Origin of the sequence: Leptotrichia sp. HSP-342 (genome assembly GCF_041199995.1) — a bacterium.
Taxonomy (GTDB): Bacteria; Fusobacteriota; Fusobacteriia; order Fusobacteriales; family Leptotrichiaceae; genus Leptotrichia; species Leptotrichia mesophila.
Window position 1 is genome coordinate 180,216 of sequence record NZ_CP165646.1, and the last position, 15,562, is coordinate 195,777.

Here is a 15,562-nt window from a genome sequence, read left to right on the forward strand (position 1 = left end):
AATGAGAAATGAATAGTAGGTAAAAGATTACAATAAAACTAGAGTAAAAGTTATTCTGGAGAAAAAGCTAATAAGGGCACACGGAGGATGCCTAGGCAACAGTAGCCGATGAAGGACGTGATAAGCTGCGATAAGCCAGGAGGAGATGCACATAATTATTGATCCCTGGATTTCCGAATGGGTAAACCTACATATCTGAAGGATATGTGTGAAAACGGTAAGTCCGCGAACTGAAACATCTAAGTAGCGGGAGGAAAAGAAAGTAAAAACGATTCCCTAAGTAGCGGCGAGCGAACAGGGAGGAGCCTAAACCGTGTCAGTGCCAAGCGGACAGCGTTGCTGGCACGGGGTTGAGGGACTTCCATTAACGGATTGTCATAATGTTTAAGCTGCATGTGTGTAAGTGGAACCAGCTGGGAAGCTGGACCAAAGAAGGTGATAGTCCTGTAGAACATAAAACATATGCTGTGACCGGAAGCACCCGAGTAGCGTCAGGCACGAGGAATCTGGCGTGAATCAGCGTGGACCATATCACGCAAGGCTAAATACTACTGTTGACCGATAGTGAAGAGTACCGTGAGGGAAAGGTGAAAAGAACCCTGAGCAAGGGAGTGAAATAGAATTTGAAACCGTGTGCTTACAAACGGTAGGAGCACTTTATGTGTGACTGCGTGGATTTTGGTTAATCATCCTGCGAGTTATGATTAGTGGCAAGGTTAATAAAGTGGAGCCGAAGGGAAACCGAGTCTTAATAGGGCATTAAGTCGCTAGTCATAGACGCGAAACCTAGTGATCTAGGCCTGTCCAGGCTGAAGCTGAGGTAAGACTCAGTGGAGGGCCGAACTCACCGCCGTTGAAAAGTTGGGAGATGAGATAGGTCTAGGGGTGAAAAGCCAATCGAACTAGGAGATAGCTCGTTCTCTCCGAAATGCATTTAGGTGCAGCCTTGATATTAAGATATGCGGGGGTAGAGCTCTGTATGGTCTAGGGGGCGTATTGCTTACCGAAATCAAGCAAACTGCGAATACCGCATATTAATAGTCAGGAGTGAGTCCGTGGATGACAAGGTCCTCGGACGAGAGGGGAACAGCCCAGACCGCCAGCTAAGGTCCCTAATTATGTCTAAGTGGGAAAGGAGGTGGATATTCACAGACAACCAGGAGGTTGGCTTAGAAGCAGCCATGCCTTGAAAGAGTGCGTAACAGCTCACTGGTCGAGAGTATCTGCGCCGAAGATGTAACGGGGCTAAGACATAAACCGAAGCTGCGGAGGCGTTTTTACGCCTGGTAGGAGAGCGTTCTGTAGGCCGTTGAAGAGACGCCGTAAGGCAGTCTTGGAGGTATCAGAAGTGAGAATGCAGGAATGAGTAGCGAGAAGGCGGGCGAGAATCCCGCCGGCCGGAAGTCCAAGGTTTCCAGGGGAAGGTTTGTCCGCCCTGGGGGAGTCGGGACCTAAGCATAAGCAAAAATGTGATGGCGAATGGAAAACAGGTTAATATTCCTGTACCGCTGTTATCGCCTGAGAGACGGAGTGACGCAGGAAGGTATGCGGGAAGGCTGACGGAATAGCCTTTCTAAGGGCGTAGCATGGGCATGCAGGAAAATCCGCATGCCTAAATGTGAGACCTGATGGGTAAGTGCATCTGCATAAGCTGCAGATCCTACACTGCCGAGAAAAACTTCTATCGATGAGAAGCAGCGCCCGTACTGTAAACCGACACAGGTGGACAGAGTGAGAAACTTAAGGCCGACAGGATAACTCTAGCTAAGGAACTCTGCAAAATGGCCCCGTAACTTTGGGAGAAGGGGTGCCTGATATACCTGATGGGAGAAACACCCTGAGGGGAAACAGGCCGCAGTGAAGAGTCCCAAGCAACTGTTTACCAAAAACACAGGTCTATGCTAAGCTGAAAGGCGACGTATATGGGCTGACACCTGCCCAGTGCCGGAAGGTTAAGAGGAGGGTTGAGAGACTCAAATTGAAGCCCCGGTGAACGGCGGCCGTAACTATAACGGTCCTAAGGTAGCGAAATTCCTTGTCGGGTAAGTTCCGACCTGCACGAATGGTGAAATGATTTGGGAGCTGTCTTGGCTGGAGACCTGGTGAAGTTGTAATGCCGGTGAAGATACCGGCTACCTGCAGTAGGACGGAAAGACCCCGTGGAGCTTTACTGTAGTTTGGCATTGGGTTCTGGCTGCATGTGTATAGGATAGTTGGGAGACTATGAAGCCAAGGCGTCAGTCTTGGCAGAGTCGCTGTTGGAATACCAACCATATGCCGTCGGAATTCTAATCTGGAAACGGAGACAGTGCTAGATGGGCAGTTTGACTGGGGCGGTCGCCTCCCAAAGAGTAACGGAGGCGTTCAAAGGTTCCCTCAGGCTGGATGGAAATCAGCCTAAGAGTGTAAACGCATAAGGGAGCTTGACTGCAAGACTGACGGGTCGAGCAGGCACGAAAGTGGGAGTTAGTGATCCGGCGGTTCCGAATGGAAGGACCGTCGCTCAACGGATAAAAGCTACCCCGGGGATAACAGGCTGATACTTCCCAAGAGTCCATATCGACGGAAGTGTTTGGCACCTCGATGTCGGCTCGTCTCATCCTGGGGCTGGAGAAGGTCCCAAGGGTTGGGCTGTTCGCCCATTAAAGAGGCACGCGAGCTGGGTTCAGAACGTCGTGAGACAGTTCGGTCCCTATCCACTGCAGGCGCTTGAGTACTGAAAAGATCTGACCTTAGTACGAGAGGACCGGGTTGGACAGACCTCTGATGTATCAGTTGTCACGCCAGTGGCACGGCTGAGTAGTCACGTCTGGAACGGATAACCGCTGAAAGCATCTAAGCGGGAAGCCGGCTTTGAGATGAGTACTCGCAGTATCCATGGAGAACACATGGTCGATAGGCCAGAGGTGTAAGCGTAGTAATGCGTTTAGCTGACTGGTACTAATATTACATATGCTTTTTAGGTAGTCTTTTACTTCTACTATTTATTTCTCATTGTCTTAGTTCATACAATTTAATCTTACATAGTTTGGTGATCATAGCGGCAGGGATACACCCGGTCACATTTCGAACCCGGCAGTTAAGTCTGCCTGCGCCTACGATACTTGGATTCGTCCCGGGAAAATAGGAAGTTGCCAAACTTTTTTCTTTGCGTCTCCGTAGCTCAGCTGGTTAGAGCATCTGACTGTTAATCAGAGGGTCGTTGGTTCAAGTCCAACCGGGGACGCCATTTTTTTGTTCAAAAAGGAATTCAGTTTGATTTATATCTCTTATCTGCTCTTCCCTTCAAATATATATCTTTATCCTTCTGATAAATTTCTTTCTGAATGACAGTTCCAGTGTCGATATTGCTAATTTCCTTAAAATATGCTGCATTTTTGTTCAATGTCTATTTTCTTAATGAAAAATCTTCTGTCTTTTTCTTAAATTTTATCTATCCATACAATGTTCTGGAATTTATGTTGAATTGAAATGATGTTTTTGTTTTTCCATAACCTTTTTCATATATCGTAATACTATTATATTTTTAGGTCATTTTATATTGGCTTCACTATTACTGCTCTTACAAATTCCTCTACTCCTCCTGTTATATTGATTATCTAGTATCTTCTCTGTTTCTGTTTTTTCCGTCTACTTCCGTGGTTAAAATTGATACACCTATCTCCCCTACTTCTTTCAATTCCTTATTTCTTTTGTATAGTAATATTCCCTTGTTTTCTCTCTTCCGGCTATATTTTCTTTCGTTCTTTATTTTTTTCTGTATCCTTTGTAATTATAGCTTCTTTTTTTGAAGTATTCTGATTACCTTTTACTTGAAGAGAGAAATGCCCATCTTCTACTCTATCTTTCTTATGATTTCTTTTTGAGTTCCTATTGTAGCTATGCATTCTTTTATTGAGATTTTATCAAGCAGGCGTAATATCGCTTCTATCTCATTTTCTTTTCCTTCAGTTGCTACTTGTGAATAGCATATCCCATCTTCTTTTGAATATGTAGATGCTATATCTAATGAACTATTGTTTTTATTTTTCATCCTGTTTGATAAATTCCCGTTAATGTTCAATATCCTTCTTATTTTTTTATCTTTCCCAGAAATTTTTAGTTCCATCCATTTTGTCAAAAAAACTTCTATAATTTCAAGCCTATTGTAGCATGACTCTTTGAATAGTCATGTGAAGGAACTCCAAGTATCTTTTTAATGCTTTAAGATACAATTTCTCAAATTCTTTAATTTTCAATATTTGTAAGTATAGCAAAAATAATAATTACAACAATGTCACTTAACTTGTATTTTATTTTTGAAGTTTATCGCTTGTTCTATATTTGAGTAAAATTCTTTTAGATTTTGACTATCTTCTGACATTTTTATCAGTTTCTTTCATCAGTAATATTATATCTCTTTTTTCAGATTTTTTTCATGTGTTTGTCGTGATTTATAGCAAAACTTATATAAAAACGTCCTAGAAATATGGTATAATAATATTACAGCATACAAAAAAATTACAGAAAAAGAATTTTAAATTTTTATTTTGAGAATGGAAAGACAAAAACGTTATTTCAATTCAATATAAGTTCCAGCATATTGTATGGCTGGATAAAGTTCAAGAAGGATACAGGAGACCTTTCATAAAAGAAACGGTTATTTCTGTTTTGTTTGATAAAATAGTTCAGTTTTAAATAGGTTTTATTATATATACAATTTTATATAACTTTTGAATGTTTTTATGTTATTTTATATTTGGATAGGGGTATTTCATGAATTTTGATTACATACTAGTTAGAAAATGTTACTTTTATTTTTTATACGATTTATTATTGTGTTATCAAGTGTAAATATAGATAGAGAATTTATGTCTAATTTCTAACTGTTATAGATTGATTTATAATGGTTTAAAGAATTTTTATTAATACTAATGGATTTATAAAAAATGAAATGGTAAAATTAAGATAAGAGAAGTACGATATGTAAAAATTTAGTTGTTTGATTATGGGAAAAATAGTATAATTTTTTTAATAAAAAATGTGGATAGAGGTTAGATTATGTATGATTTTACAGCTTGTATTGTTACTTATAATACGAAGCAGGAAGAGTTAAAGAAGATTATATGTTGTTTTCAGAAGATAGAACTTAGATTTAAACTGTGGATTTCAGATAATTCTGAAAAGGATGAATTAAGAAAGTTTGTAGAAGAATTTTTAGATGATAGAATTGAGTATATTTTTAATAATTCAAATGGTGGATTTGGAGCAGGGCATAATGTTGTGATTAAGAGACTGGGTTCAGAAGACACAAAATCAGAGTTTCATTTGATGGTAAATGCTGATGTTTTTTTTGAGGAAAATACTATTGAGAAAATTGTAGAATATATGAGGGAGAATAAAAATATTGGGCAGATTGGGCCAAAAATATATGGAACTGATGGAAAAGTGACAAAATCTTGTAGATTGTTGCCATCGCCTGTGAATTTGATATTTAGAAGATTTTTACCATTAAAATCGGTTGTTAAGAAATTGGATTATGATTATGAAATGAAATGGTATGATTATAAGGAAATAATCGATGTTCCGATTTTGTCGGGGTGTTTTATTTTTGTACGAACAGATGTTTTGAAGGAAATTGGTGGGTTTGATAAGAGATATTTTATGTATATGGAAGATTATGATTTGTGTAGGCGGGTTGGAAAGAAGTATAGGACTGTTTTTTATCCAGAGGCGGAGATAATTCATGAGCATGGTAAGGCATCTTATAAGTCACGGAAAATGATGCTCCTGCATGTGAATTCAGCTATAAAATATTTTAATAAGTGGGGATGGTTTTTTGATAAGGAGAGAAAAGAGAAAAATAGAGAATGTATGAAAAAATATAAAAAATAAATTATTATAGAAATTATTTTTGTATTTATATGAAATAAAATAGAATATATTTGGAAATAATCAAAATCAAATATTTTAAAGTTTATAAAATTGACCTAATTCGATAATACTGTTTAAAGAATAATATTAGGGGATAATAATACTGGTAATAAAAATGATAAATAATATTAAAGAAATAAAAAAATATCAGAGAATTTTTGGTATTAAAAAATTCCTTTGATAAAATGATGGAACTTTTGAATAAAGCATACAGGGTTGAACATTTAAGATATGGATATCTGCAAAAGTTGCCTGTGTCTAACAGGCTTGTAATTATGATTTTGTATTATCGTGGCTATAGGATTATGAAAAATAAGAAGTTTCTCTGCTTCAAAAAGAGAACTTATAAAGAGTATCTTTATCGTGTCATTTATAAAAACGTGAAAACATAGTTTTCAGTGAACCAAAATGTTTAGGAAAATCTCTACAGGGCGTACTACTGCAGGCAATCCGAAGGACAGCATTGGAAATATTTGCCTGGATGTCCTGTTTTAGTTTTAGGAAATGTATGTTTTTTATTCCATTAATTCTTTGAGATTTCATATTTTCTTTGCGTGCTTCTTCTATGCTTTTTCTTTATATTGTAGTAGATATGACAGCAATGTTTCAACTGATTATGAGTATTTTATTTGACAATCATTAAAAATATTACTGATTTTAGAGTTTTAAGACATGTTTTAGAAAAGATTTTTTTAGGAATTTTAGTATTTATTATCAGTTAATGTTTAGTCGAGGAGAGATATGTATAAAAAATAAGGTTATTTTAATGAAATTATCTATTTTTAAGAAAAGTTTTCTAATTGATTTTCCTTTTAAATTAGTATAAAATATTTAGGTATATAACTTTGCATAAGAATTATTTAATGGAAGATTTGAGTATAATTTAAAAAGGAGAATATGACATATGAAAAAAATGTTTTTGGGAGCAATTCTGCTGATAATAATAGGAAATACTGTGTTTGCAGCAGGAGAAGAAAATATTGGAGTAAAAAATGAAGGTAGGATGGAAGTTAGAGAAAAGGAAATGCAAGATATTAGTAGAAAGACTGAAAACATCGAAATTGTAAAAGAGGAAGGAAGAAAGAAATCTAAAAAAAATAAAATAAATTCTTTTATTTCAAAAATTAAGGGTAAAGAATGGAAATTAGTGTGGTATGATGAATTTAACGGAAGTCAGTTAGATACAAAAAAATGGGATTATTGGGATTATGGAAACCCATGGAATCCCGGAAATTATCTAGATGAAAATGGAAACTTAGTTAATCAGTATGGGTTTGATGCAAAGCACTATTATCTTAAGGACAATGTAAAAATTGAAAATGGGAATATGGTTATTAAATTGAAAAAGGAGACTAATAAAAAGGTTAATGTAAATGGAACAGAGAGACGAATTCTTTACAGTTCAGGGGCAGTACATACGAGAAATACTTACAATATTCAATATGGAAAAATTGAAATGAGGGCGGCTATGCCAGAAGGTGTAGGAACTTGGCCTGCGTTTTGGATGTGGCCTGCGGGATATTCTCAAGCGTCAGGAGGACCAGCTATTGGGGAAATAGATATAGTGGAAACGTATGGAAACGATATGAGACGTGCGACTGGAACGCTTCACGTACTGAAGAGCGATAACACATATGAAACGTTTGATGGAGATGATTATAAGCTAAGTAAATGGCCTAGAGAAAAATTGACTAACTTTAATACTTATGCAGTAGAATGGGATGACAAAGAAATAAAATGGTTATTTAATAATAAAGTATATAAAAAATTCTCTTACAAGGAACTTGAAAGGAAAGGGCTACAGAATCCATTTAATCAGCCTTACTTTATAATAATAAATGTTGCGTTAAGTAAAATTACTGGTGAAGATGGGGATGTGGATTTTCCGACAGAAATGAAAGTTGATTATGTAAGGGTTTATCAGAAAAAATAAAAATCAATAAAAAATGTTGTAGGAGAGTGACTGACATGAAAAAATTAGTTAGGATTTTGGTAGTGGTTTTATTTGGATTAAGTGTTGTTGGGTGCAGTGCACGTGATATAGCACTTTGGAAAGAAGTTAAGGCGGAGAGAGCTAAATATTGTGATCCAACTCCTTGGGGATATAGTTGTATAAGAAAACAACGAGTGTATTATTAAGTAGAGTAAATAGAAGTGATTTAGGCAGGAAGGCTTTTGAAAAGAAGTTTTTTCTGTCTTTTTTGTAAAAAAAAAGCTATCTCAACAAGAAATAGCTAATTTTAGAGTGTTTTTTTTATTGTTCAAAATAATTTTTGTTTTCATCAAATTTCTGCTGAACTTTGTCTTTTTCAGAAATTGTTAGTTCATCGAGATTTATTCCAAATTCTTCAAATTTCCAGTCGATATTTAAAGTTTTGTCGCTCCATAAAAGTCCGCTGTCGTATTCTGGAGCATATAAATCTGTACATCTGTAAACAAATTCTGTTTCATCTTCAAGTGTTAGAAATCCATGTGCAAAGCCTTCTGGAACGTAGAATATTAATTTGTTTTCAGCAGATAATTTTACTGCGTACCATTTTCCAAAAGTTTCGCTTCCTTTTCTTAAATCAACTGCCACATCGTAGACACTTCCTTTTATTACTCGTACTAATTTTCCTTGAGTGTGTTTTGTCTGGAAGTGAAGTCCACGTAAAACCCCTTTTTTGGATTTTGAGTGATTGTCTTGGACGAAGTTCATGGTAAGTCCTAATTCCTCAAAGGATTTTTGGTTGTAAGTTTCCATAAAAAATCCTCTTTCATCTCCAAAAACTTTTGGCTCGATTATTACTAAATCTTTTATTGGGGTTTCTTTTATTGTAAAATTGTTCATTAATTTGCTCCTTTTTTTATATAAATTTGATTATTTATTTCCGTACATTTCTTCGTAATATTTTTGATAATCTCCTGAGACTACTTCGTTTACCCATTCCTGATGTTCCAAGTACCATTTTACAGTTTTTCTGATACCTGTTTCAAAATCTGTTTCTGGATACCATCCTAAATCCCTTGCAATTTTAGAAGGGTCAATAGCATATCTCATATCGTGTCCAAGTCTATCTTGAACATAAGTAATCAAATCATAATTTATATTTTGCAAGTCAGTTTTTAGAACTTTTTTATATTCGTCATTATTTTCAATTTCTTCTTTTAAAATGTCGATAACCAGTTTTACAATATTAATATTTTGTTCTTCGTTAAAACCACCAATATTGTAAATTTCGTAAATATTGGCATTTCTTAAAACTAAGTCGATTCCTTTACAGTGATCTTCTACGTAAAGCCAATCCCTTACATTGTCCCCTTTTCCGTAAACTGGCAACTTTTTACCTTCCAGTACGTTTTTAATCATAAGTGGGATTAATTTTTCTGGGAAATGGTAAGGTCCGTAGTTGTTTGAACATCTTGTAATATTTATTGGCATTTTGTAAGTTTCACCGTAGGCAATTACGATGTGGTCGGCACTCGCTTTGGAAGCTGAATATGGGCTTCTTGGGTCAAGTGAAGTTTTTTCTGTGAAGAAATTTTTTCCGTAAGTTTTTAAATTCGTTCTATTTTTTACAACTTTTTTCACTTCTTCATCATCAATTACCAAGTCAATCGCTGTGTCATAATCTTTTGAAAGACTTCCGTAAACTTCGTCTGTGGAAACTTGTAAATATTTTACACCTTCTCTGTAAACTGGATATCCATTTTCATCTTTTGAAACAGTCCATGCTTTTTTAGCATTTTCCAAAAGATTTTGCGTACCAAGAATGTTTGTTTCTAAAAATATCTGCGGATTTTCAATAGAACGATCAACGTGTGATTCAGCTGCAAAGTTTACAACAAAGTCAATTTCATTTTCAGAAAAAATTCTCGCAATTTCCTTTTGGTCACGAATATCAACTTTTTCAAATTTTACTCTTTTATCTTTAATTTCTTCAGCAATTGTACCTAAATTTCCAGCATAAGTTAGCACGTCTACGACAATTACCTTAATTTCATCATTTTTATATTTATTTAAAATATATTTTAAATAATTGGCACCGATAAAGCCTGCGGCACCTGTCACTAAATATGTTTTCATATTTCCTCCTAATTAATTTATTTATTTACATATAGTTTTCTATATTAATAACATCAGTTAAATTATACAATTTTTTTTAGTTTTTTCCAAACAAAATTATTAAGTTTGAAAATATGCTTGACATAATTGAAAAAGGTTATATAATAGTAATAGATTTGTTTTAATAGAAATTTAAATTTTTAAAATTATTAAGGGAAGTGAATTGAATGCGTGTAATTATTTTGAAAAATGCTGATGAAGTTGCAAAATGGAGTGCATATCAGATAGCTAAGAAAATATTAAAATTTAATCCTACAAAAGAAAAGCCTTTTGTATTAGGACTTCCTACGGGTTCTACACCGCTTGCAACTTATAAGGAATTGATAAATTTATACAATGAAAAAATATTATCATTTGAAAATATTGTAACTTTTAATATGGATGAATATGTGGGATTGAAACCAGAAGATCCACAAAGTTATCATTATTTTATGAACGAAAACTTTTTTAAATATATTGATATAAAAAAAGAAAATATAAATATTCTGAATGGATGTGCCGAGGATTTGGAAAAAGAATGTGAAGATTATGAGAACAAAATAAAGGCAGCAGGTGGAATACAGTTATTTCTAGGTGGAGTTGGAGAAGACGGACATATTGCATTTAATGAGCCAGGTTCATCGCTTTCATCACACACACGTGACAAGGATCTGACTTATGATACAATCTTGGCAAATTCTAGATTTTTTGACAATGATATTGAAAAAGTACCAAAATGGGCATTAACAATAGGTGTAGGAACACTTATGGATTCAAAGGAAGTTATGATTCTTGCAAATGGTTACAAAAAGGCTCGTGCAGTTTATCATGGCGTAGAAGGCGGAGTAAATCATCTTTGGACAATTTCTGCTTTGCAGCTGCATAGAAGGGCTGTATTAGTAATTGATGAAATGGCAGCTTCGGATATAAAAGTTAAAACGTACAGATATTTTAAGGAAATTGAGGCAAAAAATTTGAATTTGGAAGAATATAAAAAATATTTAATAGAATTAGCAAAATAGAGAGGAATTATTGAAATGATTATAAAGAATGCAAAGATATTTGATGGAGAAAAGTTTATTGAGGAAGACACCGTTGTTTTGGAAGGAAAATTTATAAAGAAAGTAACAAATTTTTCATTGATTGATGAAAAAGAATTAGAAAATCAGGAATTGGTCGATGCCAAAGGGATGGTTTTGTCGCCAGGATTTATTGACTTGCAGATTAATGGATGTGGAGGAGTGCTGTTTAATGATGATATTTCACGAAAGACACTTGAGATAATGAATGAAACTAATAAGAGATACGGATGTACTTCGTTTTTGCCAACACTTATAACTTCTCCAGATGAGAAAATAGAAAAAGCTCTAAATCTTATGAATGAAATAAAAGATAAGGAAGAAATTGGAGTTTTGGGGCTTCACATAGAAGGACCTTATATAAGTGTTGAGAAAAAAGGAATTCATCGTCCTGAATATATAAGGGTTTTATCTGATGAAATGGTAGAAAAAATAGCGAATGCAGGATCTGAAGCTACAAAAATAATAACAATTGCACCTGAAAAGGCTAAAGTCGAACATCTTGAAATATTAAAAAAAGCAGGGATTAATATCGCTGTGGGGCATACGAATGCAACGTATAAAGAATGTATGGAAAAGAAAGACTATTTTAATTGTGCTACGCATTTGTATAATGCCATGAGAGCATTGGATTCAAGAGAGCCAGGAGTTGTAGGATTTTTATTCAATAATGACACTACAAACTGTGGGATAATAGTTGATGGGCTTCACATGGATTTTGCTTCTGTGGAAATTGCTAAGAAAATATTGAAAGATCGGCTTTATCTTGTGACAGATGCTGTTAGTCCTGCTGGAACTGATAATATGACAGAATTTATGTTTGAAGGAAATAGAGTTTTGTATAAGGATGGTAAATGTGTTTCGCCAGAAGGGACGCTAGGTGGATCGGCTTTAGTTATGATTGATGGAGTAAAAAATCTTGTAGAGAAAGTTCATGTTTCTCTAGAAGAAGCACTTAGAATGGCTACTTCTTATCCAGCAGAGGCTGTAGCTGTGGATGAAAAATATGGATTTATAAAGGAAGGGTATGTTGCAGATTTGACATATTTTGATGACAAGTTTAATATAAAGGGAACAATTAGTAAAGGAAAATTGACAAATTATTAATTGAAATTTTTAATGATTCAATATTGAAATGAATTTTGGAGATGTTGTTATTTTTTTCGTTTTATGATAAACTGTTTGTATAAAGTTTGATATGCATTTTTTGGGGGGAAAATGATAGAGGATAATAGAGAGATGATATTTGGAAATAAATTGACTGAAGAGCAGGAAAAAGGGCATAGAGAACGGCTTAGGAAGAGATTCCTTTCAACAGGAGTGAAGGGATTTCTGGATTATGAACTTCTGGAGCTGCTGCTCACGTATACTGTTATTAGAAAGAATTGTAGGGGAATTGCTAAGAATTTGCTAAAAAAATATGGAGATTTGTATACGCTTCTGAAACAGTCTGAGGAGGAACTAAGAAAAAATAAGTATGTGACTGAAAGAATGATAGTGTTTCTGAAACTTCTGTTTGAGATAATCGAAAATGGACTTTACAAAAAAGTACATAATAAAAAAATTACCTTATCCAGTAATGTAAAACTTATGAATTATTTAGAATATTCGTTACTGAAAAGAGATGTTGAGGTGTTTAAAGTACTCTTTTTAAATACTCAGAATGAACTTCTGAAGGAAGAGGAGCTGTTTCGTGGAACAATTGACAGAAGTACAGTCTACATACGTGAACTGATAAAAAAAATTTTTGAATACAATGCGAAATCAGTAATTCTAGTGCATAATCATCCAGCAGGTTCACTAAGACCATCAGATTCCGATATCAGATTGACAAAAAAAATAAAAGAGGTTTTTGAAAGTCTTGAAATAAGGCTTCTGGATCATCTTATAATAAGTGAGAAGGGATATTTTAGTTTTTTAGAAGGTGGAATATTGTGAAGATAATAAATATTAAGTTCAGAAAGACAAAAAAAGTTTATCCGTTTATGATAAACGATACTGAAAATTATAAAAAAGGGGATTATGTGCTTGTTGACACTATCCGTGGAGAGCAGATTGGAATAGTTTTAGGAATTGCTTTGAATAAGGAAAATAGCGAACAAGATGACTTAAAAATTAGGGAAGTTAAAAGAAAGCTTTCAAGCAGAGAGGTTCAAAAATTGATGGAACTGGATAAAAAAGCGGATGATGCTTATTTTAAGTGTAAAAAAATAGTAAAGGAACTGCTTCCTGAAATGAATCTTGTTATCGGGGAATATACGTTTGATGAAAGCAAGCTTATATTTTATTTTACGGCTAACAACAGACTCGATTTTAGAGAACTCGTAAAGGAAGTAAACAGAACTTTTAAAAAAAGGGTAGAATTTTATCAGATTAAGACAAATGATGAGGGAAGAATACTTTCTGCCTTTGGAAAATATGGAAGAGAAATTTACTGGTAGAATATATTGTTATGAAAAAAATTTTTTTTGGGAAAAAAAGTAGTTGAAAAATAGAAAAAGATATGCTATACTTATTAAGTAATATAAGTGTGGTCGCATAGCTCAGTTGGGAGAGCACCTGCCTTACAAGCAGGGGGTCACTGGTTCGAGCCCAGTTGTGACCACCATTTATTTGGAGGTGTAGCTCAGTTGGTTAGAGTGCTTGCCTGTCACGCAAGATGTCGCGAGTTCGAGTCTCGTCACTTCCGCCATTTGCCCAGATAGCTCAGTCGGTAGAGCAAGGGACTGAAAATCCCTGTGTCCGTGGTTCGATTCCGCGTCTGGGCACCATTAGAATAGCTAAAAATGTGATATATAGTGCAAGTCAGTGTTTATGCTGAAATGCACTTTTTTCTTTTATTTATGGTACTTTGCAGTTGGAGTGTACCCAAAATCTTGGACAAATAATTTGAAAACTAGTTTCCTATTTGTTAAAATATAGTTAAGGAGAGGAATTTGATTATGAACAAGAGAAGTAAAAGGTATACAAAGGAATTTAAAATGTTAATTTTAGAATTGCTGGAAGATGGAAGAACAAAAAAATCATTAGAAAATGAATATGGGGTAGCAACGGCAACAATCAGAAAATGGGAAAAAGAATTTAAAGGAATCATAGATAAAAAATACAATGCTAACGAAGCTTTAAATGAAATCATGGACTTAAAAAGGAAACTGCAACAAGAAATGGAAAAAATAAAAAATTAGAAAAAGATCTGGAACAAAAGGAATTAGATATTGACATATTAAAAAAGGCATCAGCCATATTGATGAAAAAATAAGGACTGTTGACAAGTACGCATTAGTAAAGACTTTATTCAATGAGTTTAATGTTTCAAAATCAAGAATAATTAATTTAATAGGCATTAAAAAAAGCAGCTATTACTACTGGGTTAAAGAGGTCAAGACACAGAGGGATATAGAAAATGAAATTTTGTATGATATAATAAAATCAATATGGCAAGACAGCAGAAAAACTTACGGAGCAGTAAGAATTCATAAAAAACTAAGAAAGTTAGGATTAGAAGTAAACATAAAACGAGTTAGAAGGTTGATGAAGGAAAACCAGATAAAGTCAATAATTCATAAAAAATTTAGAAATTATAACAAATCAGAAGATATAAAAGAAGCAGCAAGAAATATTTTAAAAAGAAATTTTGATACAGAAAAATTAAATGAAAAATGGGTAAGTGATATAACATATATTTGGACAAGAAAGGACGGGTGGTGTTATTTATCAAGTATAATGGATTTGCACAGCAGAAGAATAATATCACATAAGGTTGGAAAATTTATGGATATAAAATTAGTTATCGACACCTTAAAAATGGCGATATATAAAAGAGGGGATATAACTGATCTGATAATACATACAGATAGAGGAAGCCAGTATATGAGTAAAGAATATCGTAAATTTTGTGCAAAAAAAGGCATAAGCATATCTTACAGTAGAAAAGGAAATCCTTATGATAATGCGTGTATAGAATCATTCCATGTAACATTGAAAAAAGAATATGTACATAATGAAAACTTTGAAAGTCTAGAAAGTTTAAGAAGTAGAATGTACGAGTATATAGAAATATGGTATAATAACAGCAGAATACACAGTAAAATAGGATTTACAAGTCCGAATGAATAAGAAGAAAGCATAAAGAAAGGAAACAAAGAAATTGCTTAAAAATAGTCTAAATTTTGGGGGACACTCCAGTATAAGTTTCACTATAATATTAAATTCAGAAGAATTACCTTCATTAAAAAATTTTCCACAACCAGTTAGAAAACAAAAAAATAGTAATAATAAAAATCCCCCTCTTATACTTTTCACAAAATCCCCCACCTTTTACTTTATTTATTAATATAAGCCTTCCTATTTTTCAAAACATTAAAATTTCAAAAAATATGTCTAAATTTATTATAACAAAAAAGACTGAAGTATGTCAGTCTAATTTTATTAAATTAAATTAAATTTTTACTTTTTGTTACACTTGACAAAGAGCCTTTTTTAAACT

14 protein-coding genes, 4 tRNA genes and 2 rRNA genes are annotated in these 15,562 nt (G+C 34.0%); 16 read left to right on the forward strand and 4 right to left on the reverse strand.

Features of this window, described 5'->3' with window-relative positions; translation table 11 throughout:
- Positions 1-60 precede the first annotated feature (60 nt).
- The 3 genes from AB8B23_RS00855 (at position 61) to AB8B23_RS00865 (ending at position 3,229) form a co-directional block, all read left to right on the forward strand.
- A 23S ribosomal RNA gene (locus AB8B23_RS00855) occupies positions 61-2,964 on the forward strand.
- Positions 2,965-3,027: 63 nt separating this feature from the next.
- Positions 3,028-3,140: ribosomal RNA gene (rrf, locus tag AB8B23_RS00860) — 5S ribosomal RNA — on the forward strand.
- Positions 3,141-3,152: 12 nt separating this feature from the next.
- A tRNA-Asn gene (locus AB8B23_RS00865) sits at positions 3,153-3,229 on the forward strand.
- A 21-nt stretch (positions 3,230-3,250) separates the two neighbouring features.
- On the opposite strand, the gene AB8B23_RS00870 is transcribed toward AB8B23_RS00865, so the two are convergent.
- Both AB8B23_RS00870 and AB8B23_RS00875 read right to left on the reverse strand, forming a co-directional pair.
- Positions 3,251-3,385: a hypothetical protein gene (locus AB8B23_RS00870; RefSeq protein ID WP_021745040.1), complete on the reverse strand. Its 135-nt coding sequence runs from the start codon at positions 3,383-3,385 to the stop codon at positions 3,251-3,253.
- Between the two features lie 450 nt (positions 3,386-3,835).
- The gene (locus tag AB8B23_RS00875) at positions 3,836-4,120 is read right to left on the reverse strand and encodes a hypothetical protein (protein WP_369713032.1); all 285 of its coding nucleotides are present in this window, start codon (positions 4,118-4,120) and stop codon (positions 3,836-3,838) included.
- A gap of 920 nt (positions 4,121-5,040) precedes the next feature.
- Here AB8B23_RS00875 and AB8B23_RS00880 point away from each other — a divergent pair.
- From AB8B23_RS00880 to AB8B23_RS00895, 4 genes are all read left to right on the forward strand, one after another.
- Entirely contained in the window at positions 5,041-5,874 is an 834-nt protein-coding gene (locus AB8B23_RS00880; protein WP_369713033.1) for a glycosyltransferase family 2 protein, read from the forward strand.
- Between the two features lie 197 nt (positions 5,875-6,071).
- Positions 6,072-6,305, forward strand: a complete 234-nt coding sequence (locus AB8B23_RS00885) for a hypothetical protein (protein ID WP_021744576.1) — start codon at positions 6,072-6,074, stop codon at positions 6,303-6,305.
- A gap of 512 nt (positions 6,306-6,817) precedes the next feature.
- Positions 6,818-7,846, forward strand: a complete 1,029-nt coding sequence (locus tag AB8B23_RS00890; protein WP_369713034.1) for a glycoside hydrolase family 16 protein — start codon at positions 6,818-6,820, stop codon at positions 7,844-7,846.
- Between the two features lie 26 nt (positions 7,847-7,872).
- Complete coding sequence (locus AB8B23_RS00895; RefSeq protein ID WP_299574051.1) at positions 7,873-8,052, forward strand: hypothetical protein; 180 nt, start codon at positions 7,873-7,875, stop codon at positions 8,050-8,052.
- A gap of 115 nt (positions 8,053-8,167) precedes the next feature.
- Here AB8B23_RS00895 and rfbC read toward each other — a convergent pair whose 3' ends face one another.
- Together rfbC and AB8B23_RS00905 are read right to left on the reverse strand one after the other, a co-directional pair.
- Complete coding sequence (gene rfbC, locus AB8B23_RS00900; RefSeq protein ID WP_369713036.1) at positions 8,168-8,743, reverse strand: dTDP-4-dehydrorhamnose 3,5-epimerase; 576 nt, start codon at positions 8,741-8,743, stop codon at positions 8,168-8,170.
- 30 nt (positions 8,744-8,773) lie between these two features.
- Complete coding sequence (locus tag AB8B23_RS00905) at positions 8,774-9,979, reverse strand: dTDP-glucose 4,6-dehydratase (RefSeq protein ID WP_369713037.1); 1,206 nt, start codon at positions 9,977-9,979, stop codon at positions 8,774-8,776.
- A gap of 206 nt (positions 9,980-10,185) precedes the next feature.
- On the opposite strand from AB8B23_RS00905, the gene nagB reads away from it, so the two are divergent.
- From nagB to AB8B23_RS00950, 9 genes are all read left to right on the forward strand, one after another.
- Positions 10,186-11,019, forward strand: coding sequence for a glucosamine-6-phosphate deaminase (nagB, locus tag AB8B23_RS00910; protein ID WP_369713038.1), 834 nt, complete (start codon positions 10,186-10,188; stop codon positions 11,017-11,019).
- Positions 11,020-11,034: 15 nt separating this feature from the next.
- Positions 11,035-12,183, forward strand: a complete 1,149-nt coding sequence (nagA, locus tag AB8B23_RS00915) for an N-acetylglucosamine-6-phosphate deacetylase (protein WP_369713039.1) — start codon at positions 11,035-11,037, stop codon at positions 12,181-12,183.
- A 111-nt stretch (positions 12,184-12,294) separates the two neighbouring features.
- Positions 12,295-13,014, forward strand: coding sequence for a RadC family protein (gene radC, locus AB8B23_RS00920; protein ID WP_021744570.1), 720 nt, complete (start codon positions 12,295-12,297; stop codon positions 13,012-13,014).
- The gene (gene ricT / locus AB8B23_RS00925) at positions 13,011-13,517 is read left to right on the forward strand and encodes a PSP1 family protein (protein ID WP_021744569.1); all 507 of its coding nucleotides are present in this window, start codon (positions 13,011-13,013) and stop codon (positions 13,515-13,517) included. Before radC ends, ricT begins: the two co-directional genes overlap by 4 nt.
- Positions 13,518-13,608: 91 nt before the next feature.
- Positions 13,609-13,684, forward strand: a tRNA-Val gene (locus AB8B23_RS00930).
- A 7-nt stretch (positions 13,685-13,691) separates the two neighbouring features.
- Positions 13,692-13,768, forward strand: a tRNA-Asp gene (locus tag AB8B23_RS00935).
- A 3-nt stretch (positions 13,769-13,771) separates the two neighbouring features.
- A tRNA-Phe gene (locus tag AB8B23_RS00940) sits at positions 13,772-13,847 on the forward strand.
- Between the two features lie 171 nt (positions 13,848-14,018).
- On the forward strand, positions 14,019-14,261 hold the full coding sequence (locus tag AB8B23_RS00945) for a transposase (protein WP_369713040.1): 243 nt from the start codon (positions 14,019-14,021) through the stop codon (positions 14,259-14,261).
- Between the two features lie 70 nt (positions 14,262-14,331).
- Positions 14,332-15,192, forward strand: a complete 861-nt coding sequence (locus tag AB8B23_RS00950) for an IS3 family transposase (RefSeq protein ID WP_369713882.1) — start codon at positions 14,332-14,334, stop codon at positions 15,190-15,192.
- Positions 15,193-15,562: the final 370 nt, after the last annotated feature.